21 protein-coding genes are annotated in these 21,259 nt (G+C 72.9%); 12 read left to right on the top strand and 9 right to left on the bottom strand.

Annotated elements, in window-relative coordinates:
- The first annotated feature begins 360 nt into the window (after positions 1 to 360).
- The 3 genes from ACZ63H_RS26625 (at position 361) to ACZ63H_RS26615 (ending at position 3,296) form a co-directional block, all read left to right on the top strand.
- On the top strand, positions 361 to 1,077 hold the full coding sequence (locus ACZ63H_RS26625) for a response regulator transcription factor (RefSeq protein ID WP_469869168.1): 717 nt from the start codon (positions 361 to 363) through the stop codon (positions 1,075 to 1,077).
- Positions 1,078 to 2,517 carry a sensor histidine kinase gene (locus tag ACZ63H_RS26620; RefSeq protein ID WP_469869122.1) on the top strand — a complete coding sequence of 480 codons (1,440 nt, stop codon included), beginning with the start codon at positions 1,078 to 1,080 and terminating at the stop codon, positions 2,515 to 2,517. It abuts the gene before it with no gap.
- Positions 2,518 to 2,588: 71 nt separating this feature from the next.
- Positions 2,589 to 3,296, top strand: coding sequence for a hypothetical protein (locus tag ACZ63H_RS26615; RefSeq protein ID WP_469869120.1), 708 nt, complete (start codon positions 2,589 to 2,591; stop codon positions 3,294 to 3,296).
- 3 nt (positions 3,297 to 3,299) lie between these two features.
- Here ACZ63H_RS26615 and ACZ63H_RS26610 read toward each other — a convergent pair whose 3' ends face one another.
- A complete protein-coding gene (locus ACZ63H_RS26610) occupies positions 3,300 to 3,587 on the bottom strand; it encodes a hypothetical protein (protein WP_467932705.1) in 288 nt (95 codons plus the stop codon).
- 177 nt (positions 3,588 to 3,764) lie between these two features.
- Complete coding sequence (locus tag ACZ63H_RS26605; protein ID WP_469869166.1) at positions 3,765 to 4,337, bottom strand: ABATE domain-containing protein; 573 nt, start codon at positions 4,335 to 4,337, stop codon at positions 3,765 to 3,767.
- 95 nt (positions 4,338 to 4,432) lie between these two features.
- Here ACZ63H_RS26605 and ACZ63H_RS26600 point away from each other — a divergent pair, with 95 nt between their 5' ends.
- Positions 4,433 to 5,179: an MBL fold metallo-hydrolase gene (locus ACZ63H_RS26600; protein WP_469869118.1), complete on the top strand. Its 747-nt coding sequence runs from the start codon at positions 4,433 to 4,435 to the stop codon at positions 5,177 to 5,179.
- An 8-nt stretch (positions 5,180 to 5,187) separates the two neighbouring features.
- Here ACZ63H_RS26600 and ACZ63H_RS26595 read toward each other — a convergent pair whose 3' ends face one another.
- Positions 5,188 to 6,606, bottom strand: a complete 1,419-nt coding sequence (locus tag ACZ63H_RS26595; RefSeq protein ID WP_469869116.1) for an MFS transporter — start codon at positions 6,604 to 6,606, stop codon at positions 5,188 to 5,190.
- Positions 6,607 to 6,938: 332 nt separating this feature from the next.
- Here ACZ63H_RS26595 and ACZ63H_RS26590 point away from each other — a divergent pair, with 332 nt between their 5' ends.
- A complete protein-coding gene (locus ACZ63H_RS26590) occupies positions 6,939 to 7,826 on the top strand; it encodes a helix-turn-helix transcriptional regulator (protein WP_469869114.1) in 888 nt (295 codons plus the stop codon).
- A 28-nt stretch (positions 7,827 to 7,854) separates the two neighbouring features.
- Here the strand turns inward: ACZ63H_RS26590 and ACZ63H_RS26585 are convergent, their stop codons facing one another.
- The gene (locus ACZ63H_RS26585; RefSeq protein WP_469869164.1) at positions 7,855 to 8,745 is read right to left on the bottom strand and encodes a LysR family transcriptional regulator; all 891 of its coding nucleotides are present in this window, start codon (positions 8,743 to 8,745) and stop codon (positions 7,855 to 7,857) included.
- A gap of 79 nt (positions 8,746 to 8,824) precedes the next feature.
- Between ACZ63H_RS26585 and ACZ63H_RS26580 the strand changes: the two genes are divergently transcribed.
- Positions 8,825 to 9,706, top strand: a complete 882-nt coding sequence (locus ACZ63H_RS26580) for an EamA family transporter (protein WP_469869112.1) — start codon at positions 8,825 to 8,827, stop codon at positions 9,704 to 9,706.
- On the top strand, positions 9,703 to 10,353 hold the full coding sequence (locus ACZ63H_RS26575; protein WP_469869110.1) for an NAD(P)-dependent oxidoreductase: 651 nt from the start codon (positions 9,703 to 9,705) through the stop codon (positions 10,351 to 10,353). The genes ACZ63H_RS26580 and ACZ63H_RS26575 overlap by 4 nt, the downstream gene beginning before the upstream one ends.
- A 55-nt stretch (positions 10,354 to 10,408) precedes the next feature.
- Here ACZ63H_RS26575 and ACZ63H_RS26570 read toward each other — a convergent pair whose 3' ends face one another.
- The 5 genes from ACZ63H_RS26570 to ACZ63H_RS26550 all read right to left on the bottom strand — a co-directional run bounded on the left by ACZ63H_RS26570 (position 10,409) and on the right by ACZ63H_RS26550 (position 16,005).
- The gene (locus ACZ63H_RS26570; protein ID WP_469869108.1) at positions 10,409 to 10,942 is read right to left on the bottom strand and encodes a hypothetical protein; all 534 of its coding nucleotides are present in this window, start codon (positions 10,940 to 10,942) and stop codon (positions 10,409 to 10,411) included.
- A gap of 94 nt (positions 10,943 to 11,036) precedes the next feature.
- Positions 11,037 to 13,019, bottom strand: a complete 1,983-nt coding sequence (locus tag ACZ63H_RS26565; RefSeq protein WP_469869106.1) for a hypothetical protein — start codon at positions 13,017 to 13,019, stop codon at positions 11,037 to 11,039.
- Complete coding sequence (locus ACZ63H_RS26560; RefSeq protein ID WP_469869104.1) at positions 13,016 to 14,179, bottom strand: 5'-methylthioadenosine/S-adenosylhomocysteine nucleosidase family protein; 1,164 nt, start codon at positions 14,177 to 14,179, stop codon at positions 13,016 to 13,018. Before ACZ63H_RS26560 ends, ACZ63H_RS26565 begins: the two co-directional genes overlap by 4 nt.
- A complete protein-coding gene (locus tag ACZ63H_RS26555; protein WP_469869102.1) occupies positions 14,180 to 14,923 on the bottom strand; it encodes an NUDIX hydrolase in 744 nt (247 codons plus the stop codon).
- 461 nt (positions 14,924 to 15,384) lie between these two features.
- Complete coding sequence (locus ACZ63H_RS26550) at positions 15,385 to 16,005, bottom strand: hypothetical protein (RefSeq protein ID WP_469869100.1); 621 nt, start codon at positions 16,003 to 16,005, stop codon at positions 15,385 to 15,387.
- Between the two features lie 297 nt (positions 16,006 to 16,302).
- On the opposite strand from ACZ63H_RS26550, the gene hemL reads away from it, so the two are divergent.
- From hemL to ACZ63H_RS26525, 5 genes are all read left to right on the top strand, one after another.
- Positions 16,303 to 17,631, top strand: a complete 1,329-nt coding sequence (hemL, locus tag ACZ63H_RS26545; protein ID WP_469869098.1) for a glutamate-1-semialdehyde 2,1-aminomutase — start codon at positions 16,303 to 16,305, stop codon at positions 17,629 to 17,631.
- Positions 17,628 to 18,359 carry a histidine phosphatase family protein gene (locus ACZ63H_RS26540; RefSeq protein ID WP_469869096.1) on the top strand — a complete coding sequence of 244 codons (732 nt, stop codon included), beginning with the start codon at positions 17,628 to 17,630 and terminating at the stop codon, positions 18,357 to 18,359. Before hemL ends, ACZ63H_RS26540 begins: the two co-directional genes overlap by 4 nt.
- A gap of 153 nt (positions 18,360 to 18,512) precedes the next feature.
- The gene (locus ACZ63H_RS26535; protein ID WP_469869094.1) at positions 18,513 to 19,793 is read left to right on the top strand and encodes a polysaccharide deacetylase family protein; all 1,281 of its coding nucleotides are present in this window, start codon (positions 18,513 to 18,515) and stop codon (positions 19,791 to 19,793) included.
- Positions 19,794 to 19,891: 98 nt separating this feature from the next.
- The gene (locus ACZ63H_RS26530) at positions 19,892 to 20,482 is read left to right on the top strand and encodes a TlpA family protein disulfide reductase (RefSeq protein WP_469869092.1); all 591 of its coding nucleotides are present in this window, start codon (positions 19,892 to 19,894) and stop codon (positions 20,480 to 20,482) included.
- A 1-nt stretch (position 20,483) separates the two neighbouring features.
- Positions 20,484 to 21,257: a cytochrome c biogenesis CcdA family protein gene (locus tag ACZ63H_RS26525; protein ID WP_469869090.1), complete on the top strand. Its 774-nt coding sequence runs from the start codon at positions 20,484 to 20,486 to the stop codon at positions 21,255 to 21,257.
- Positions 21,258 to 21,259: the final 2 nt, after the last annotated feature.

Here is a 21,259-nt window from a genome sequence, read left to right as displayed (position 1 = left end):
CGGTGGCGCGTCAGGCGTGCGGTGGCCCGTCGGGCATGTGGTGGTCGTCGGGAGGGTGGTGGCGCGTCGGCGTCTGGTGGTCCCTCGGGCAGGCGGCGGCTCGTCGGATACGTGGTGGTCCGTCGGGAGGGCGGTGGCGCGTCAGGCGTGCGGTGGCCCGTCGGGCATGTGGTGGTCGTCGGGAGGGTGGTGGCGCGTCGGCGTCTGGTGGTCCCTCGGGCAGGCGGTGGCTCGTCGGATACGTGGTGGTCCGTCGGGTGGCGGTGGCTCGGTGAGAGGGCGGTAAAAAGGCCGGCCGGGGGCGCTCGGCCCCGGCCGGGCCGCCGGCGGCCTTGGCAGACTGGGGGCGTGCCCCAGACTGTGCTGCTCGCCGAAGACGACCGCGCCATCCGTCATGCCCTGGAGCGTGCCCTGACGCTGGAGGGCTACGCGGTGACGGCGGTCGCCGACGGCGTGGAAGCGCTGGCGCAGGCCCACCGGAACCCGCCGGACGTCCTCGTCCTCGACGTGATGATGCCCGGCATCGACGGTCTCCAGGTGTGCCGGGTGCTGCGCGCCGAGGGCGACCGCACCCCGATCCTCATGCTCACCGCCCTCGTGGAGACCGCCGACCGCATCGCGGGCCTGGACGCGGGCGCCGACGACTACGTGGTCAAGCCGTTCGACGTCGAGGAGGTCTTCGCGCGGCTGCGCGCCCTGCTGCGCCGCACCAGCCCCCCGCCCGCCGCCGGCGCCGCCCCGGAGCCCCCCGTGCGGGAGGCGCCGCAGGTCTCCGGACGGCATCTGGAGGCCGCCGGTCTGCGCGTGGACCTCCAGGCCCGCCGGGCCTGGCGCGGCCGCCGCGAGCTGGAACTGACCCGCACCGAGTTCGAGCTGCTGGAACTGCTGGTCCGCAACGCGGGCATCGTCCTGGACCACTCCACGATCTACGACCGGATCTGGGGCTACGACTTCGGTCCCGGCTCCAAGAACCTCGCCGTCTACGTCGGCTATCTGCGCCGCAAGCTGGACGAGCCCGGCGCCCCGCAGCTGATCCACACCGTGCGGGGCGTGGGCTACGTGCTGCGGGAGGACTAGATGGGCCGCCGCTGGCGGCTGCCGGACCGGCCCCGGCCCAAGCTGGTCTCCCTGCGCACCACCTTCGCGGTCTCCTTCGCCGCCGTCACCGCCGCCGTCACGATCCTCGTGGGCATCCTGTCGTACAACTCCGCCGCGCGGCTCGTCCGGGTCGACCAGCAGACGGTGTTCACCCAGGTCGTGCAGGACGTGCGGGACGTGGTGCGGCAGCAGCCGATGGGCCCGGAGGACTTCTCCTCCTCCCGCCCCGGGCACGACGTGGTGCGCCCCGCCCGCACCGACGTGCAGGTGCTCGGCGCGTGGGGGCAGATCGTCGACGACGGCAGTCCGGTGCTGCCCGTCACCCCCCGGGACCGGGCGATGGCCGTCGCCCGCCCGGCCGGGGAGGTCGTCGAGCACAGGGACGTCCGGGTGGACGAGGACCTGTTCCGCATCGCCACCGTCTCGTTCGGCGACGGGCGGGGGGCGGTGCAGGTCGCGCAGGAGTTCAGCGACACCGAGGACCTGCTGCGGGCCCTCCAGCAGCGGACGCTGATCCTGATGGCGGCGGTCGTGGTGGCGGCCGGGCTGTTCGGCTGGTGGCTGGCCCGGCGCATCACCCGCCGGCTGGTGATCCTCACCTCCGCCGCCGAGGACGTGGCCCGCACCCGGCGGCTCGGCATCCAGGTGCCGGTGACCGGGCCGGACGAGGTCGGCCGGCTGGGGCGTGCCTTCGACCGGATGCTGGGGCGGCTCGCGCAGTCGGAGGAGGACCAGCGGCGGCTGGTGCAGGACGCCGGGCACGAGCTGCGGACGCCGCTCACCTCGCTGCGCACCAACATCTCGCTGCTGCGGCGCATCGACGAGCTGCCGCCCGACACCCGCGAGGAGCTGGTCGCCGACCTCTCCCAGGAGGCCCGGGAACTGACCGACCTGGTGAACGAGCTGGTCGACCTCGCCGCCGGGCAGTCCGACGCCGAACCGCCCCGGCGGGTGGACCTCGCCGACCTCGCCGAGGACGTGGTCGGGCTGGCCCGGCGCCGCACCGGCCGGGACGTCGTGCTGCGGGTGAGCGGGGACACGACGACCCACGGGCGGCCCGGGATGCTCCAGCGGGCGGTCTCCAACCTGGTCGAGAACGCCTCCAAGTTCGACCGGGACGGCACGGCGCCGATCGAGGTCGGCGTCACCGGGCCGGCCCGGCCGGGCACGGTACGGGTGGAGGTGCTGGACCGGGGGCCCGGGATCGCCGACGGCGACCTCGTGCGCATCTTCGACCGCTTCTACCGCGCCGCCGACGCCCGCTCCCTGCCCGGCTCGGGCCTGGGCCTGTCCATCGTGCGCGAGGTCGCCCTCGCCCACGGCGGGGCGCCGTTCGCCTACCGGCGCGAGGGCGGCGGGTCGGTCATCGGGTTCACGGTGGGCGGCGGTCTGACGGGGGACGGCGGGGGCGGCGGCTGAGTACGGGTACCTACCCGGAGCGGGTAGCCACGCCCATCCTCCGGCCGCCCGGGCCGCCGTAGCGTCGCCGCATGCCCGACAAGATCACCCCTGCCGGCGGCGACACCTCCACCGGCGGCGACACCCCCGCCGGCACCCCGCGCGGCCTCGGCGCCGGCTGCCTGGGCTGCGGCGGGGCGGTCGTCGCCCTCGTGCTCGTCCTGGTCGCCGTGCTCGCCTGGAACGCCGGGGGCGGAACCGACCTGCCCCGGGTCGCGCCCGAGGACAGGGCGGACCGCGCCTTCGGGTACTCCCGGGAGGCGTACGACGTCATGGGCTTCACGCGCACGCTGCCGCCGGGCGTCGAGGAGACCGGCGTCGGCACGCGGAACACGTTCGGCGCGGAGTACTGCCACGACGGCGGGCCGCTCGGCATGGAGGACAAGACCGTCGACGGCGCCTACCGGCTCTACCACGAGTGGGCGCTGGACCGCGTCCCCGCCGGCCAGGCCGTCCCGGGGCTGCGGCGGCTGCACCGGCGGCTGGCGGACGAGGGCTGGAAGGTCACGTCGTACACCGAGGGTGAAAGGGGCAAGGACTGGTCGCTGTACGTCCAGCGGGACCACCGGGCCGAGTGGATGACCTTCACCTGGGACCCGGAGCGGCGGTACTTCACGGGCGGCGCGGGCGTCCCCTGTGCCTACGACCCGGCCTGGACGCACGGCGACACCGCGTCGTACGACCCGTACACCGCCGCCCGGGCCGTGTCGTCGCGCGCGCTCGGGCCGGGGCGCCGGTGAGCGTCACGCGTCGTCGCCCGGGGCCCCGCTCCGCCGCCGTGCCGCCGTCAGCAGCCAGCCCAGGTTGCCCACCGCCGCCCCGGCGGCCACCGCGGCGGCGATCACCCCGCCGGTCGCCAGGCCGTCGCTGAACAGGTGCGGGCGCCGGTCCAGGCTGTGCAGCCCGAAGCCGCACAGCTCGTACACGCCGACGGCGGCGATGACCAGGCTGACGACCAGCACGGCCACCGTCGGCGCGAGACTGTGCGCACAGACCTCCGTGCCGGGCTCCGTCTCGGTCGTGTCCTGCATGGGTCCCCCGTGGAACAGGCTGTGAACAGCCTGGTGGCTGCTGGCGGTTGCGAACCAACCATACGTAGGTCGCCACGGGCGACACGCAGGGTCGTCGAGGCCGACGCGTACGACGTCCGGTCCCGGCGGCCGGGACCGCGCGCGGGGCCGGGCCGGACGGCCGGCTCCCACGGCCGTTCAGGCGGTCGTGGCGCGGGCGGTGCGGCGGGCGTAGGCGCGGGCCGCGCGGGCGCGGTCGCCGCAGCGGGTGGAGCACCAGTGGCGGCGGCCGTGCCGGAGCAGGTAGCGGTTGCAGGGCGGCGAGCCGCACGCGGTCAGGCGCTCGGCGTCCGGCCCGGTCAGCAGGTCGGCGGCGTCGGCGGCGAGGGCCGCCAGGGCGTGCTCGACGATCTGGGTGGTGGGATGCGCGGCGGCCCGGTACAGACCCCGGTCCGGGGACCAGTGCAGCAGCGAGGCGGCCGGGGCGAGGGTCAGCGCGGCGTTGAGCGCGGCGAGCGCCTCCGCCGGGGCCGGGCGGCCGCCGGCCCGGGCGGCGAGCAGCGCGCGGATCTGCTCGCGCAGCGCGCGCAGCCGGCCGGCGCAGTGCTCGCGCAGGTCGGCGCCGGCCGGGGCCAGACCCCGGTCCACCAGCCAGTCCCGGGCGTCGGCGGGGGTGGCGAGGAGGTCCGCCGACCGGCCGCCGGGCAGGGTGACGGCGGTGTCGGCCAGGGCGAGGGCGGGATACCGATCGGCGCCGGGGGCGGGGGACAGCTTCACACACCTCATGGTAGGGCTTGCCTCCATCCATGAGAAAGGGCTAGCGTCCCTCACGGATGACATCCCATCTGTCCATGAGGTGAGTCGGCATGCAGATCCCCGTCCAGGTCCTCGGCGGTCCCACCGTCCTCATCGAGTACGGCGGCCTCCGCCTCCTCACCGACCCGACCTTCGACGAACCCGGCGACTACCCCTCGCCCAGCGGCCGGGTCCTCACCAAGACCGCCGGGCCCCGCGTGCCGCTCGCCGAACTCGGCCCCGTCGACGTCGTCCTGCTCTCCCACGACCAGCACGCCGACAACCTCGACACCTCCGGCCGCGCCCTGCTCGCCGACGTCCCGCGCGTCCTCACCACCCCCGCGGCGGCCGGCCGGCTCGGCGGCACCACCGAGGCCCTCACCCCCTGGCAGACCGTGGACCTGCCCCGCCCCGGCGGCGGCACCGTCACCGTGACCGCCGCGCCCGCCCTGCACGGCCCCGAGGGCAGCGAGCCCATCGTCGGCGAGGTCACCGGCTTCGTGCTGACCGCCGACGACCTGCCCACCGTCTACGTCAGCGGCGACAACGCCTCCCTGGACCTGGTCAAGGAGATCGCCGCCCGGTTCGCCCCCGTGGACACCGCCGTCCTCTTCGCCGGCGCGCCCCGCCTGCCCGTCCTGGACAACGCCCTGCTGGTCCTCGACGGCGAGGGCACGGCGGCCGCCGCCCGCCTCCTGGAGGCCCGCCGGGTGGTCGCGGCCCACTGCGACAGCTGGACCCACTTCACCGAGGGCCGCGAGCACGTGGTGCGCGCGTTCGAGGAGGCGGGGCTCGCGGACCTCCTGCAACGGGACTGACCGGCCGGTCACCGGCGGCGGGCCGTCCGCAGGAACACCGCGCCGCCGAGGGTGCCGGCGAGGGCGAGGACCGCGTTCAGCGCGATCGCGGTCTTCAGCCCGCCGAGGACGGCCAGGGTGCCCGTACCGGTCATGGCGGCGGTGGCGACCGCGCTCATCACCGGCGTGCCCATGGTGATGCCGATCTGCTGGGTCATCGTCGCGAGCCCGGTGGCCAGCCCCTGCTCGTCGTCGGCGAGACCGGAGGTGGCGCTCACCATGAACCCGACGATGACGAGCATGTTGCCCACCCCGCCGGCGAAGGTCGCGGGCAGCAGCAGCCCCAGCGAGGACTGCCCGGTGCCGAGCCCCAGCAGGGCCGCGGTGGACAGCGCCTGCACCAGACCGCCGGCCAGCAGGGACCGGGCCGTGCCGAACCGGCCGATCAGCCGCGGGGCGAGCGCGCCGCCGACGACGGTCCCCGCGCCCAGCACGCCGAACGACAGCCCGGCCGCCAGCGGGGAGAAGCCCAGCACCTCCTGGAGGTAGAGGGTCAGCAGGAACACCAGGGACGTCTCGGTGAGGAACGCGACCAGCCCGGCGAGGTTGCCCCACGCCACCGACCGCCGGCCCAGCACCCGGGGCGGCACCAGCGGCGCGGACACCCGGCGCTCCACGGCCGCGAACGCCCCCAGCAGCACCACCCCGGCCGCGAGCGGCAGCAGCGTGGCCGGGGCGCCCCACCCGGACTCCCCGGCCCGGGTCAGGCCGAGGACGACCGCCAGCAGGCCGAGGGTGACCGTGACGGCACCCGGCACGTCCAGCCTCGGGCGCTCGGCGGGCCGGGACTCGGCGATGACGGCGGGCGCGACGAGGAGCACGGCGAGGGCCACCGGCACGTTGACGAAGAACGCCCAGCGCCAGGACAGCAGGTCGGTCAGCAGGCCGCCGAGGATCGCCCCGGTGGTGAAACCGGCCGACATCAGCGCCCCGTTGAGCCCGAGCGCCCGCTCCCGCAGCGGGCCCTCCGGGAAGGACGTCGTCAGCAGCGACAGCCCGGCCGGGGTGACCGCCGCGGTGGCCAGCCCCTGGAACACCCGGGCCACGAGCAGCACCTCCGGGCTCTGCGCGAGCCCGCCGGCCAGCGAGGCCGCGCCGAGCACGACGAGTCCGCCGAGGAACAGCCGGCGCCGCCCGAAGAGATCGGCGACCCGCCCGAACAGCAGGGTGAACCCGGCCGCGCACAGGGCGAACGCCGTGCCGATCCACTGGAGATGGCCGAAGGAGAAGCCGAGGCCCGCGCCGATCACCGGCAGGGCCACGTTCAGGATCGAGAAGTCCACGGCCAGCATGAACTGGGCCGCGAGCAGCAGCACCAGCACCAGACGCAGCCGCGGGGTCAGCACGGCGGGCGCGGCACCGGCCGGCCGTGTAGCTGTGACGGACATGACGAGGGGTCCCTTTCTGTACGGCGAGGACACCGGGGCGGTGGCCGGGCCGCCGGGACTGCGGCGACCCGGCCACCGCGTGCACGGCGGAGTCGCCGGGCGGGCGGAGAGGCCACCGGCACCGGCGAAGTCGCCACGGCCCCGGCGGAGTCGACGTACGGAAGCCTCGTCCGTCCCGGCCGGCCCAGCCAGCACCCCCGTACGACCGGCCGCCGCGAGGGTGGTCATCGCGTGACCACCCTCGGGCATCCCGTTCGCGCCGTCCGGCGGGCAGGATGGACGACGACCGCCGCCCACCCCGAAGGCGTACGCCGCACACCCCGGAGGCAGCCATGGACGTGTCCTCGGAACTGGGAGAGTTCCTGAAGTCCCGCCGTGCCGCGCTGCGGCCGCAGGACGTCGGGCTCGCGACCGCGCCGGCCCGCCGCCGGGTCGCCGGGCTGCGCCGCGAGGAAGTGGCCCTGCTCGCGGGCGTCAGCATCACCCACTACACCCGCCTCGAACAGGGTCGCGCGGCCGGCGTCTCCGACGCCGTGCTGGACGCCATCGCCCGTACCCTGCGGCTCACCGGGGACGAGACCGCCCACCTCAAGGACCTGGCCCGCCCCGCCGCCCGGCGCCGCCCGGCCGCGCCCCGCGCCGAGCACGCGAGCCCCTCGTCCCGCCGGCTGCTCGCCGCGATGACGGACGTACCCGCGCTCCTGCTGGACCGGCGCGGCGACGTCCTGGCCTGGAACCGGCTCGGCCACGCCCTGCTCGCCGCGCATCTGCCGTGGCAGGCCCCGGACACCCCCGGCGGGCGGCCCAACCTGATCCGGATGCTGTTCCTGGACGAGGAGTACCGGGCGAGGTACACCGACTGGAAGGAGGAGGCCCACCTCGCGGTCGCCTCGCTGCGCCTGGTGGCCGGCCGGCATCCCGACGACCGCGCGCTGGCCGAGCTGATCGGGCACCTGTCCATCCAGAGCGGGGAGTTCACCGCCCTGTGGGCCCGGCACCCGGTGCGCACCTGCGCCTCCGGCACCAAGTCCCTGCGCCATCCGGCGGTCGGCACCCTGGAGCTGGGCTTCGAGAACCTGTGCCTGCCGGGCACCGAGGGCCGGCGGATGATCACCTACACCGCCGAGCCCGGCACCCCGTCGGACGCGGCCCTGCGCCTGCTCGCCGGCGCGACGACGTCCGCCGCGCGGGAGCAGCTGCCCGCGCTGGACGCGCGCTGAACCGTTCGCCGCCGCCCAGTGCGGTGCTTCAGCTCCGCGGCCCGGCCCCGAGGACGTCCAGCATGGCGCGGGTCGCCGGGCTGGGCGGGAAGCGGCTCCAGGCCAGGTACTCCACGCGGTGCGGCCCGCCGGCCACCCGCACCAGCGCCAGGCCGGGGTCGGCGGCGGCCAGCGGCCGGACGAACGCCGACGGCAGCAGCGCGACGCCGAGCCCGCGCGCGATCAGCCCGGTGATCAGTTCCACCACGCCGGCCTCGTAGGCGACCTCGCGGGCCAGGCCCGCCGCGGCGAACGCCTGGTCCGACTGGGCCCGGGCGGGCGTCCCGGCCACGAAGTCCACGAACGTCTCCCCGGCGATGTCCCGCAGCGTCACCCGCTCCGCGCCGGCCAGCCGGTGCCCGGCCGCCACGACCAGCACGTGTTCGTCGTGGTCGAGCACCAGGCTCTCCACCCCCACGGGCCGCTCGCCCTCCGGCAGCCCGAGGAAGGCGATGTCCAGGTCGCCGCGGCGGATCGCCGCCGCCAGCTCGTCACTGCGCCCGGACCGCAGCAGCACCCGCACCTCCGGGTGCCGGTCGCGGTAGCGCCGCAACAGCTCCGGTACGTCCACGGCGGCGGTGGTCACGATCACGCCGACGGCGAGCCGGCCGCGCACCACCCCGGTCGCGGCGGCGGCGTCGGCCACCGCGCGGTCGGCCGCGGCCAGCGCCTCGCGCGCCCGCGCCACGAACGCCTCGCCCGCCTCGGTGGGTTCGACCCGGCGGCTGGAGCGGGCGAACAGCCGCACCCCCAACTCCCGCTCCAGACCCGCGATCCGGTGGCTGAGCGAGGACTGCGTCACGAAACACCGCTCGGCGGCGCGGGTGAAGTTGCGGGTGTCGGCGACGGCGACGGCGTACCGCATCTGCTGGAGATCCACCCAGCCATCGTTTCCGTGCATGGCTGCGATGGCAACCATGTCTTGGACGCATGGCGGGGCACCGGCCCAGACTCCTCGCATGTCCTCGTCCGCCCACCGGCCGGCCGACGTCCTGCCGACCGCCCTCGCCCCCGCCGCCTGGGGCACCACCTACGTCGTCACCACCGAACTCCTGCCGCCCGGACACCCGTTGTTCGCGGGCCTCATGCGCGCCCTGCCCGCCGGACTGGCCGGTCTGGCGCTCACCCGGGTCCTGCCGCGCGGGAACTGGTGGGGGAGGGCCGCCGTCCTCGGCATGCTCAACATCGGCGGTATGCCCCTGCTGTTCGTGGCGGCCGAACGGCTCCCCGGCGGGGTCGCCGCCACCCTCGGCGCGGCCCAGCCGCTGCTGGTCGCCGCGCAGGCCGCCCTGTTCCTGGGCGACCGGCCGACGCCCTGGCGGCTGGCCTGGGGCGTCCTCGGCATGGCCGGCGTCGGCCTCGTGGTCCTCGGCCCCGACGCCCGGCTGGACGCCGTCGGCCTCCTCGCCGGCCTCGGCCACACGGCGACGATGGCGGGCGGGGTCGTCCTGACCAAACGCTGGGGCCGCCCGGCGGGAGCCGGCCCGCTGGCCCTGGCCGGCTGGCAGCTCACGGCCGGCGGGCTGCTCCTGCTGCCCCTGACCCTGGCCGTCGAGGGCCTGCCGCAGCGGATCGACGCGGGAGCGGCCGGCGGCTACCTGTGGCTCGGCAGCATGGGCGGCCTGATCGCGTACACGCTGTGGTTCCGCGGCATCGCCACCCTCCCGGTAGGCGTCACGGCGCCCCTGGTCCTGCTGTCCCCCCTGGTCGCGACGGTGATCGGCGTGACGAGGGGCGAGTCGCTGGGCCCGCTGCGCACCGGCGGCTTCGTCCTGTCCCTGGCGGCGCTGCTCGCCGCCCAGCTGAACCCACCCCACCGCAGAAGGAGCACCCCCCGATGAACACCCCCATGACGATCGCGGTCCTCGGCGCCACCGGAACGGTCGGCAGCCGGATCACCGCCGAGGCCGCCGCACGCGGCCACCGGGTGCTGGCCCTCGCCCGCAAACCGGCGGGCGACCACCCGTCCGTGACCCCGCTCCCGCTGGACGCGGCCGACCCGGACGCCGTACGCCGGGTGCTGACGGACTCGGGCGCGCACGCGGTGGTGCTGACCCTGCGGACGTACCCACCGGACGAGGACTTCCTGCTCGGCGCCACCCGGACCGTCCTGGACACCGCCGCCGCCCTCGGCATCCGCGTCCTGGTCATCGGCGGCGCCGGCGCCCTGCGCACCCCCGGCGACCCGGACCTCCTCCTGGCCGACAACCCGGCCTACGTCCCCGAGGAGCTACGCCCGGTCGCCGCGGCCGGAGTGGCCCAGCTGCACGCCTGCCGCGCCCACGCCCACCCCGACTGGACCTACCTCAGCCCCCCGCCCCTCCTCGAACCCGGCCCCCGCACCGCCCGCTACCACCGCGGCACCGACACCCTGCTCACCGCCCCCGACGGCCGCTCCCGGATCAGCGCGGAGGACCTGGCCGTGGCGGCGGTGGACGAACTGGAGAGGCCGGGCGGGGAGCGGCACTTCACGGTGGTGCAGGTCTGACGGCGGCGGTCGGCACCCCTTGCCGCCCGCTCCGCGGGACGGGGGCGGGGCGGCACTAGCGCTCCGCGTAGCGCAGGAACTGCCAGCCCAGAACGGCCAGGGCGGGTATCTGGGCGAGGGAGACGATCAACAGGAGCGGCCGGACGGTGGGGGAGCACCAGAAAGCCGTCACGCAGATCGCCGGCACGGCCACGTACGTGAAGAGGTCCACGGCGAGCTGCAGTCGCTTGCGCGTCGTTCGGGTCGCGTCGTCGCGGTGGTAGGTCTCCCAGCCGAACACCGCGCCGTGAGCACCGCTGAGCTCGGCCAGCCGTGGTCCCAGCCGGTCGCGGATGTAGCAGCCGACCGCCGAGATCTTCTCGTCGTTGACCAGGTACGTCCAGCCCAGGACCAGGCAGACCGCGGGGACGGCGAGCAGCAGTTGGGCCTGACCGCTCTGGACGGTGATCGCCAGCACCCCGGTGACCGCGGCGAGCGTGAAGTAGAGCAGGTTGTCACGGAAACCTATCCGGGTTTTCTGTTCCTCCTTGATGCGGTCGTACTCGGCCAGCAGCAGGGTGCTCTCGGTGACATCTTCTACGGCGGTCACGGCCCTTCCTGACCTCGGGTTCCGACGGGGCTGAGGAGTGGGCGGGCGGGGAACCGGCGCACCGGACCCCGCCCGCTCCGGAGGCCCGGGAGAATCAGCCGGCAGCATGGAAGAAGGGCAGGTTCTTGGGGTCGTTCCGGTCGATCCAGCCCTTCCCGTCCGCCGCGATTCCCTCCAGGAGACGGAACGTGTGGACGAAACCCGCCGCATCGAGGTTGATGTCGGTGAATTCCTGGGCGTTCTCGTCCGGCGTGAGCTGATCGGTGTCGGCGTCTTTGACGCGGATGTTCCGGGCCGGCCCGTTGGTGAGGAAGAGCTCCAGGTCGTAGCCGGTCTCGCTGCTTTCTTTCACCTGCACGGAGGACAAGGCGTCGAACCGGTAGTTGCTTCGCTGCCGGTTCCCCCGCTTCGCGTCGGTGAAATCGAAATCCGCACCGACTTCACGGACGCCGTCCTGTGTGACCAGGAAAAGGCGGAAGGTGTAGCGCGAGTATCGCCAAGGACCGCCCTTCACACGCCCGCGCGTGCAGGGGCGGGCGGGGGTCACCAGGATGGTGTGGGTGATCAGATCGCGCCAGGTGAGCTGGTAGTGGCGGAGCGCTTCGTCGACGAACAGGGTCTTGTCACAGGCGAGCCAGGTCTCCATTTCCAGCTCACTGGGCCGCGTGGCGTCCAGGTACGACTTCCACTTCTGGTACGCGGCCTGCCGCGCGGCCAGCTGCTCCTGGTAGTCCCGGGTCTCCTCGGCCAGACGGCGTTCCTCGCCCCGGGCCTCCAGCCACGAGGACACGGCCGCGCGTCCGGACCAGACCGCGCCAGCCACGGCCAGGACGGCCAGCACCAGCCGGGACCCGTCGCCGCCCGAGGCCACTGTCCCGAGCAGGCTCAGGGTCGTGAAGCCGAGGACGGCGAGGGCGACCACGCACAGCGCCTTGGCCCCCGCAGGCGTCTGGTTCCGCTGGCGGTGATCGAACAGGGTGCCCTTGCCGTACCGGTCCCGGGCGTCCTCGGCGAGATGGCGGATCAGCCAGGTGACCCGTTCCACGCCGATTCGGCTCTCGCGGTAGAGGAGCGCGACCTCGGCGGCGAGGCTGTTGCGGATGTCGGTGGTGTGACCGAGCCATTCGTGCGGGGGGATCCCATGCGGCGCGCGGACACTGAAGTAGTGGTCGAACGCGTGGCGGACCCGGTTGGTGAATCCGTCCTCGGTGGCGGCGGGATCGCGCGTGTGCGGGGTCCGGAGCCAACGGTTCTTGATCCTGAGGTGATGCTCTTCGTACCACCAGCGGCGACCGAAGTGGGCCGCGGTCAGGCCCGCACCGAGCGCCACCGGCAACTCGACGGCCGCCGACGCGGGATCCGCGATCAGGGCCAGGACCGCGAGGGCCACGGTGACGACGGCGAACAGACCGGCCCGGACCGGGAGCGCGGCCCGGGCGGCCGTAGCGCTGCTTGGACGGGGCGGCAGGGCCCGTGGCCCGATGGGGTCGGGTTCGAAATAGGCCCAGACCCGCTTGGCCCGGTCGTGGCCGAGGCGATCGGCCGCAGCCCGTTCGCGGTGCTCGGCCCACAGGCCGTCCTTCAGCCCCCCGGTGAGCACGAGGTCGAAGTGGTGGAGGATCTTGCCGCGCAACCCGGGTGACAGAACTCGCAGCCGTTCCAGTACGCGTCCTGCTTCGCCGTCCGGGGAGCCGCGCATCGCCAGCAGATCGAAGGCGACGCGAAGGGCGTCCTTCCACTCTCCCCCGGGGTAGTTCCGCACGGCCTCGGAAGCGCGCTGCAACTGCTGACGCTCCTCGGTGCCGAGGTCGTGATAGGCGCGGGTACTGAGCATGGCCATCACCCAGTGGAAACGGACCTCCGCGTTGTCGTGTCCGTGGGCGATCGCCTGACCGATCAGGTCGCGGGCACGGCTGGGGACGCCGTCCTCGAGGAACCGCACGCCGACCTTGTACTTCTCCTCGGGTGTCGCGTCCTGATGGCCGATGGAGATGTGGGCGTTGTGTACGACCCCGGCCTGCATGCCGACGGTGGAGCCGTAGGCCGAGTTGTGCGTCACGCCGCTGTCGTCGTTCATGACAGGCCACCCGCCGCGACGACCAGGGGCGCCAGCCTGGCCGCCAGCTCGGGGGAGTCCGCGATCAGGCCGCGTAACCTCTTGAGTGCCATGGTCGCCCTCTTGGCCTGCTCCAGAGCGTTCTCCCTTGCCGCCCGGCGGGCGAGGCCCAGCTCGGCCAGCGCCTCCTGGTGGGTGTCGTCGTCGAGGGCGCCCTCGGCGTGGTGACGGTTCAGGAGCTCGCGGAAACCGTCCAGTTCGGTGACGAGGTCGGCAGGGCCGGTGACCTTCGGGTCCGCGTTCACGTGGACGCTGCTTCCCCTGACCGAGCCGGCCATGATGCCGACGGTGCTGTGGTGAGCGGTGTTGGTGACGTGCTCTTCGCGCCTGTCGGCCGCACGGGCCCTGTCTGCCTGGGACATGGTGATCCGCTCCTGTTCCCCCACCAGTTCCACGGCCAGCCGGGTGGCGAACGCCGCCGCGTTCGCTGCGGCTCGTGGTTGCCGGTCACGGTCCTTCGCGCTGGTCTTCGTGCCGTCGGCCCGGTCGCTGATGCCCCGGATGATGGCCACGGGAGCCCCGTTGAGATGACCGGCCTGCGCCACACCGGCGGCCTCCATCTCGATCGCGAGCGCGTCGTTGTAGTGCTGTCGGATCCACCGCGCCTCGGCCGAGATCGTCGAGTTCTGTACGATCTCGCCGGCGGCGATCGCGCCGAAGCGCACCTGCGGCGCGCGTCCACGCCCGGCCGTGTCGTCGGCCCAGTCGTTCACACGGGCCAGGTGCGAACCGAGCTGGCTGATACCGTGCGCCGTCTCCCAGACCCGGGGACGGCTCTTGAGTCCGTCGTCCTCGCTGGTCCCGCCGTGGTAGGCGTACACGTGGGTCGCCATCACCACGTCGCCCAGCCTGGCGGTGTCCCACAGCGCACCGGCGACACCGACGAACAACACGGCCACGGGCGAGAACTCCTGGATCGCGCGCTCGGCAATCACCGCGGCGGAGTGATTCCCTTTGTTCGTCAGACCGAGCGCGACGCGGCACGAAGTGCCCTGCACGGTTCCCACCTCGAACAGCGTCCCACGCTCGTGCCGGTGCACCTGTGCACCGGCCAGTTTCCGGCGTACTGCCTGGTATTCGAGATTGAGGGCGGTGAGAATCACCACCAGGTCTTTCGGCATCTATTCTCCTTCCTCTCCCGCGCTCTCTTCCGGTGCGGACGGCACAGGGCGGATCAGCGGGGGGATCAACACCTTCTTCGGCCCGGCCCGGTAGAGCCGAGCGGGCCGTCCTCCAGTGCTCCTGCGTCCGGAGCCGGCGGGGACGATGAATCCCTCCACGGCCTGGACTTTCCGGTAGAAATTACGGGTGTCGAGCTCGGTGCCCCACACCGCCTCGTACACCTGCTGCAACTCGGCGATGGTGAAGAGTTCCGCGCAGAATGCCGTGGCCAGCGCGGTGGATTCGAGCTTGGTGCGCGCACGCTCGATTCCGTCCGCAACGATCCGCAGGTGATCGAAGGCCAGTTTCACCTCACCTGAGAGGGCGGCTTCCGCGGGGACCCACGCGGCGTTCGCGGCGTCGGTCCCCGCGATCGGTTCGGGGAGTGCCGGCGCGATCGCCAAATGGGCCACGGAAACGACTCGGCCTCGTGGATCGCGTCCGGAGTCGCCGTAAGTGGCCAGCTGTTCGAGGTGCACCCAGCCGGCCGTCAGGGCGGTTTCCTCGCGCAACTCGCGGTGGGCGGCGTCGAGGATCTCCTCGCCGGCGTGATTCAGGAAACCGCCGGGCAGGGCGAGCATGCCCTGGAACGGATCTTCACCTCGCTCCACGAGCAGGACGCACAACCGCCCCTCACGCAGCGTCAGGATCACGAGATCGACCGTCAGCAGTACAGGAGGAGGTGACCAGTCGTCATCTTGCATGACAGCTACGGTACTTCGGTTTCTGTCATTTTGACAAGAAGCGGATGGAGAAGGCCGTCCTCGTCGTACGGAGGAGCCGCTCGCAGGGATCGGGCCGCCGTCCGCTCCGCAGCCGAGCGGGTCACGGCATCACCCTGGACCACGGGCCGTGGTGTGGCGGCGGCCGTGGCGCCTGGCGTCAGGCCGCCCGCCGGGCAGGCGGCCACCCGCTGATCGTGTACCTCCGGCCGGCCACGGGGAACTGCCGCGGTTCCGCCCCGGCGCAGCGAAGCGGGCCCCCTGGCGATGGGGGGGGAGGCGCTGGAGTTGTCGGAGCCTCCGGTCGGCACGGCGCGGGTGCCGTCTGTCACAGCCGACCGGCAGAACCGACGCGCCCCTGATTCACCCCGGCCGCCCGTGGGCCCCGCCCGGCGTATGACGGGAGCAGGGCCCGGAATCCCGACCCGCCCGGGAAATCCGGACTACGGCCACACCAGGCAATAAGGCTGATGCCCCGCCTCGTGCAGACGGTGGCTGAAGTCCTGCCACTCGTGCAGCAGCCGGTACACGTTGAACGCGTCCCGGGGGCCGCCGCGGTCCGGGACCGTGGACCAGATGAAGGCCGCCGCGCCGACCGCCTCCTCGCCGATGCCGCGGAGGGGGTCGACGACCGTCGTGGGGAGTTTGACGACGGCGTAGTCGGGGTGCAGGACGACCAGTTCTAGGGGCGGCACCTTGTGCAGGGGGACGCCCTGGATGCCGGTCAGGACCATCGCGGCCATCGTCTCCGGCTTGATCTTCGTGAACATGCCGTTCATGCCCAGCTCGTCGCCGCCGAGCTCCTCGGGACGCATCGAGATCGGGACGCGGGCCGCGGTCGCTCCGTCGGGCGCGCCGAAGTACTTGTACGTCACCCCCACCCGGCCACCATTCCCGTTCCCTGCCCGCAGAGGCCGCCGGTCGTACCGCTCGGGCTCACCCGGTCCGCCCTGTGTCCGACGTGTCTCGGTCGTGTCCTCCGCGTCGCGCCGGTGCCTTCCCTGCCGGGCACGTCGAGGACCCAGGTCATCAGTCCCCTCGCCCAGTCCGCCACCGCGATGCATATCTCCACCCGACTGCTTTTCTAGGACGCGTGGCCCCCGCCGCGCAACCCGATCATCGTGTCAGTGACCTCCCCCGCGGTCGCCCGCCGAAACGTACGGTGGAACGGCGATCCGCGGCGAAGATTCCCGGCCCCCGATCATTACGTGCGTACGGGCCGTGTGTATCAGCTCTCAGTCTCGCAGACGAGCGATGGCGCCGCTTCGATCCGGAGGGCGAGGGCGGTCCGGCCGGGCCGCGGCCTACCCTGAGGAGGTCACCCCGCAACCGGAGTCGAGAAGCCGGAGTAGCCGCACGTCATGAGTGCCACGAGCGAAACGCCCTATCCCTACGACGCGCCCGTCTCGCAGGCGCTCTTCGACCGTGCCTCCGCGGTCACGCCGGGTGGAGTGAACTCCCCGGTGCGCGCCTTCCGCGCCGTCGGCGGCACGCCCCGCTTCATGGTGTCGGGCCAGGGCCCCTACCTCACCGACGCCGACGGACGCGAGTACGTCGACCTGGTCTGCTCCTGGGGGCCGATGATCCTCGGGCACTCGCACCCCGAGGTCATCGCCGCCGTACAGGAGGCCGTCGCCCGGGGCACGTCCTTCGGCACGCCCGGCCGGGGCGAGGTGGAGCTGGCCGAGGAGATCGTCGCCCGGGTCGAGCCCGTGGAGCAGGTCCGGCTGGTCAGCAGCGGCACCGAGGCCACCATGTCGGCCATCCGGCTCGCCCGCGGGTTCACCCGGCGCTCGAAGGTGATCAAGTTCGCCGGGTGCTACCACGGGCACGTCGACTCGCTGCTCGCCGCCGCCGGCAGCGGTGTGGCCACGTTCGCGCTGCCGGACACGCCCGGGGTCACCGGGGCCCAGGCCGGTGACACGATCGTGCTGCCGTACAACGACCTGGAGGCCGTGCAGGAGGCCTTCCACCGGCACCCCGGGGAGATCGCCTGTGTGATCACGGAGGCCTCGCCGGGCAACATGGGCGTGGTCCCGCCGGACCCCGGCTTCAACCAGGGCCTGAAGGACGCCTGCGGCAAGAACGGCGCCCTGTTCATCTCCGACGAGGTCATGACCGGCTTCCGCACGAGCCGCGCCGGCTGGTACGGCGTGGAGGGCGTCAAGCCCGACCTGATGACCTTCGGCAAGGTCATGGGCGGCGGGTTCCCGGCCGCCGCGTTCGGCGGGCGTGCCGACGTCATGGCCCACCTCGCCCCCGCCGGGCCCGTCTACCAGGCCGGCACCCTCTCCGGCAATCCCGTCGCCACCGCCGCCGGCCTCGCCCAGCTGCGGCTGCTCGACGACGCCGCGTACGGCAAGGTCGACGCCGTCTCCGAGCAGATCCGGACGCTGGTGAGCGAGGCGCTGGCCAAGGAGGGCGTCGCGCACCGGGTGCAGACCGCCTCCAACATGTTCTCGGTGTTCTTCACGGACCGGCGGGTACGGGACTACGAGGACGCCAAGCGGCAGGAGTCCTTCCGCTTCACCGCGTTCTTCCACTCGATGCTGGCGAACGGCGTCTATCTGCCGCCGTCGTCCTTCGAGTCCTGGTTCGTGTCCACGGCCCACGACGAGCGGGCCGTGCAGAAGATCGCCGACGCCCTCCCGGCGGCGGCCCGGGCGGCTGCGGAGGCCACGGCCGAATGAGTTCCCCCGAGACCACCGGCGCGGGCACTGCCGGAAACGGCGCCGAGGACATCACCGTCGTCCACCTCATGCGGCACGGCGAGGTCGAGAACCCGGACGGGATCCTGTACGGGCGGCTGCCCGGCTACCACCTGTCCGAGCTGGGCCGGCGGATGGCCGAGCGGGTCGCCGAGCACCTGTCCTCCCGGGACGTGACCCACGTCTGCGCCTCGCCGCTGGAGCGGGCGCAGGAGACCGCCACCCCGATCGCCAAGGCGCACGGGCTGGACCTGGCCACCGACGCGCGGCTGATCGAGGCCGAGAACGTCTTCCAGGGCAAGACCTTCGGCGTCGGCGACGGCGCGCTCCAGCGGCCGGAGAACTGGAAGCACCTCGTCAACCCGTTCCGGCCGTCCTGGGGCGAGCCGTACATCGACCAGGTCGTACGGATGATGGGCGCGCTGAACGCGGCCAGGGACCGGGCGCGCGGGCACGAGGCGGTGCTGGTCAGCCACCAGCTGCCGATCTGGATCGTGCGGTCCTACGTCGAGCGGCGGCGGCTGTGGCACGACCCGCGCAAGCGGCAGTGCACCCTGGCCTCCCTGACGTCGTTCACCTACCGGGGCGACCGGATCGTGTCCGTGGGCTACAGCGAGCCCGCCATCGACCTGGTCCCGGTCCACCTGCGCGCCGGTGCCAAGCCCCAGAAGGGCAAGGGCACGGCCCAGGGGAAGGCGTTCGGCGCCTGAGGGCCCCCGGTGGCGGTCACTGAGCGTCCGTTTGGCGTGGCTTAGCGCACTGTCGCCACCTTTTTTACGAAAAGCGTAAGAATTATCGGAACCTCCCCGATCTTGCTGCCCTCTGACTGGGTGACCAGCAGGCAGTGACGATCGGGGTTTTCCATGCGCACCTTCTCCCGGACCCTCTCCCGGCGGGGGGCACTCGGCCTCGGCGCGGGCGCGGCCGCGGCCGTGTCGCTCGCCGGGTGCGGCGGTTCCACGTCCTCGGACGGCGCCGGGCACCCGGCCGGTTCCCGGACGCAGGGGAGCAGGGGCGAGGCCCGTCCGGCCCGGCCCATCGGCGACGGCTCCACCTCCTTCACCGGCAGGCAGCCGCACCAGCCGGCCAGGCCCGAGCCGCTGGAGCCGGGGCAGACCCCGCCGCAGTTCGTGATCTTCTCCTGGGACGGCGCCGGCGAGGTCGGCAACGGCCTCTTCCCGCGCTTCCTGGACTTGGCCAAGGAGCACGGCGCGGCCATGACCTTCTTCCTCTCGGGGCTGTACCTGCTGCCCGAGTCGAAGAAGCGGATGTACGAGCCGCCGAACAACCCGCGCGGCGCCTCCGACATCGGCTACCTCACGGACGAGCACATCAAGGCCACGCTCACCAACGTGCGCCGGGCCTGGCTGGAGGGGCACGAGATCGGCACCCACTTCAACGGGCACTTCTGCGCGGGCGGCGGCACGGTCGCGAACTGGACCCCGCAGCAGTGGGGCAGCGAGATCCGGCAGGCCAAGGCGTTCGTGAAGGAGTGGCGGACCAACACCGGCTGGACCGATCTGCCCCCGCTGCCGTTCGACTACGACAAGGAGCTGGTCGGCGGCCGTACGCCCTGCCTGCTGGGCCAGGACAACCTGCTGCCCACCGCCAGGGAGCTGGGCTGGCGCTACGACGCCTCCTCGCCGGGCGGCCGTCAGGTGTGGCCGGTCAAGCGCCAGGGCATATGGGACCTGCCCCTACAGCAGATACCTTTCCCCGGACGCCGGTTCGAGGTCCTGTCCATGGACTACAACATGCTCGCCAACCAGTCGGTCAACTCGACCAAGGCCCCCGCGTACAACTACCCGGGCTGGCGCAAGCAGTCCGCGCAGGCGTACATCCAGGGCTTCCGGCGGGCCTACGAGACGAACCGGGCGCCGTTCTTCATCGGCAACCACTTCGAGCAGTGGAACGGCGGCATCTACATGGACGCCGTCGAGGAGGCGTTCAAGCACATCGCGCGCGAGAAGGAGAAGGGCGCCGACGTGCGCCTGGTCTCCTTCCGGCAGTACGTGGACTGGATGGACGCGCAGAAGCCCGAGGTCCTCGCCAGGCTGCGCACGCTCGGGGTCGGGCAGCGGCCCGCCGGGGGCTGGAAGGAGTTCCTGCGCGAGACCCGGGGAGCCGCCTCCAACGCCGCCTGATGTCCCGAATATCCGGTGTAAATACGCCCTGAAATGGGGTTTTCCACCCGGCAGGGGGGTGCGCGAAATCCTCGGAACCGGCATGCGAAACTTTTCACATGAGTACCCGTAGCCGCGCCGTCCTGCTCACCGCCGCGGCCGCCGCAGCGGCCCTGGCCCTGTCCGCGTGTGGCAAGGGCGGCATCTCCGGTGGCGGTGGCGACACCCACTTCGTCACCGGCAGCAACGGCATCGACACCGTCGCGGCCGGCAAGCGCGCCACGGCTCCGGACCTGTCCGGCAAGACCATCGACGGCAAGACCCTCGACGTCGCCGACTACAAGGGCAAGGTCGTCGTCATCAACGTCTGGGGCTCGTGGTGCGGACCGTGCCGCAACGAGGCCAAGTACTTCGCCAAGGTCTCCAAGGACTACGCGGACAAGGGCGTGCAGTTCGTCGGCATCAACACCCGCGACACCAGCACCACCCCGGCCGTGAACTTCGAGAAGGAGCACGGCGTCGCGTACCCGAGCCTGTACGACCCCACGGGCAGGCTCATGCTGCGCTTCAAGAAGGGCACGCTCAATCCGCAGATCGTCCCCTCCACGCTCGTCATCGACCGGCACGGCAAGGTCGCCGCGCGGGCCCTGGAGGCGCTCGACGACACCGGCCTGGTGGAGATGATCAAGCCGGTCCTCGCGGAGAAGTGACGTGAGCGCACTGCTGACGCTGGCCGCCGAGACCGGCCGCAACCAGACGGTCCTGCACGGCGCCCTGCTGGTCGCCCTGCCGATCGCCCTGTTCGCCGGACTCGTGTCGTTCTTCTCGCCCTGCGTGCTGCCGCTGGTCCCCGGCTACCTCTCCTATGTGACCGGCGTCGCGGGCACCGACCTGGCCGAGGCCAGACGCGGCCGGATGGTGGCCGGCGCCTCCCTGTTCGTGCTCGGCTTCAGCGCCGTCTTCGTCTCCAGCGGGGCGCTGTTCGGCTACTTCGGCGCCAACCTGATCGACTACCAGGGCACCCTGTCCAAGGTGCTCGGCGTGCTCATGATCATCATGGGCGTGTTCTTCATGGGCCTGACGCCCTGGTTCGCCATGCGCGAGTTCCGCTTCCACAAGCGGCCCACGGGCGGCCTGGCCGGGGCACCGGTCCTCGGCGCCCTCTTCGGCGTCGGCTGGACGCCCTGCATGGGCCCGACGCTGTCCTCGGTGAACTTCCTCTCGCTGAACGAGTCGAGCGCGGCCCGGGGCTCCCTGCTGATGCTCGTCTACTGCCTCGGCCTCGGCGTCCCGTTCGTCGTCACCGCGATCGCCTTCCGCAAGGCGCTGGGTGCCTTCGCCTGGGTCAAGCGCCACTATGTCTGGGTGACGCGCATCGGCGGCTCGATGATGATCGTGACCGGTGTGCTGCTGCTGACCGGTGCCTGGGGCGGTCTGGTGCAGCAGATGCAGACCTGGACCAACGGCTTCAATGTGGGGATCTGACC

Source organism: Streptomyces sp. NPDC104831, assembly GCF_055583025.1.
This window is presented reverse-complemented; position numbering and strand designations above follow the sequence as displayed.

What these genes read in the sequence shown, in the direction of transcription:
- ACZ63H_RS26550 (WP_469869100.1), bottom strand. Translation starts at nt 16,005, where the DNA reads ATGCATCGCGGTGGCGGACTGGGCGAGGGGACTGATGACCTGGGTCCT.
- hemL (WP_469869098.1), top strand. Translation starts at nt 16,303, where the DNA reads ATGAGTGCCACGAGCGAAACGCCCTATCCCTACGACGCGCCCGTCTCG.
- ACZ63H_RS26565 (WP_469869106.1), bottom strand. Translation starts at nt 13,019, where the DNA reads ATGAACGACGACAGCGGCGTGACGCACAACTCGGCCTACGGCTCCACC.
- ACZ63H_RS26595 (WP_469869116.1), bottom strand. Translation starts at nt 6,606, where the DNA reads ATGTCCGTCACAGCTACACGGCCGGCCGGTGCCGCGCCCGCCGTGCTG.
- ACZ63H_RS26620 (WP_469869122.1), top strand. Translation starts at nt 1,078, where the DNA reads ATGGGCCGCCGCTGGCGGCTGCCGGACCGGCCCCGGCCCAAGCTGGTC.
- ACZ63H_RS26555 (WP_469869102.1), bottom strand. Translation starts at nt 14,923, where the DNA reads ATGCAAGATGACGACTGGTCACCTCCTCCTGTACTGCTGACGGTCGAT.
- ACZ63H_RS26530 (WP_469869092.1), top strand. Translation starts at nt 19,892, where the DNA reads ATGAGTACCCGTAGCCGCGCCGTCCTGCTCACCGCCGCGGCCGCCGCA.
- ACZ63H_RS26580 (WP_469869112.1), top strand. Translation starts at nt 8,825, where the DNA reads ATGTCCTCGTCCGCCCACCGGCCGGCCGACGTCCTGCCGACCGCCCTC.
- ACZ63H_RS26575 (WP_469869110.1), top strand. Translation starts at nt 9,703, where the DNA reads ATGAACACCCCCATGACGATCGCGGTCCTCGGCGCCACCGGAACGGTC.
- ACZ63H_RS26560 (WP_469869104.1), bottom strand. Translation starts at nt 14,179, where the DNA reads ATGCCGAAAGACCTGGTGGTGATTCTCACCGCCCTCAATCTCGAATAC.
- ACZ63H_RS26540 (WP_469869096.1), top strand. Translation starts at nt 17,628, where the DNA reads ATGAGTTCCCCCGAGACCACCGGCGCGGGCACTGCCGGAAACGGCGCC.
- ACZ63H_RS26600 (WP_469869118.1), top strand. Translation starts at nt 4,433, where the DNA reads ATGCAGATCCCCGTCCAGGTCCTCGGCGGTCCCACCGTCCTCATCGAG.
- ACZ63H_RS26610 (WP_467932705.1), bottom strand. Translation starts at nt 3,587, where the DNA reads ATGCAGGACACGACCGAGACGGAGCCCGGCACGGAGGTCTGTGCGCAC.
- ACZ63H_RS26590 (WP_469869114.1), top strand. Translation starts at nt 6,939, where the DNA reads ATGGACGTGTCCTCGGAACTGGGAGAGTTCCTGAAGTCCCGCCGTGCC.
- ACZ63H_RS26535 (WP_469869094.1), top strand. Translation starts at nt 18,513, where the DNA reads ATGCGCACCTTCTCCCGGACCCTCTCCCGGCGGGGGGCACTCGGCCTC.
- ACZ63H_RS26615 (WP_469869120.1), top strand. Translation starts at nt 2,589, where the DNA reads ATGCCCGACAAGATCACCCCTGCCGGCGGCGACACCTCCACCGGCGGC.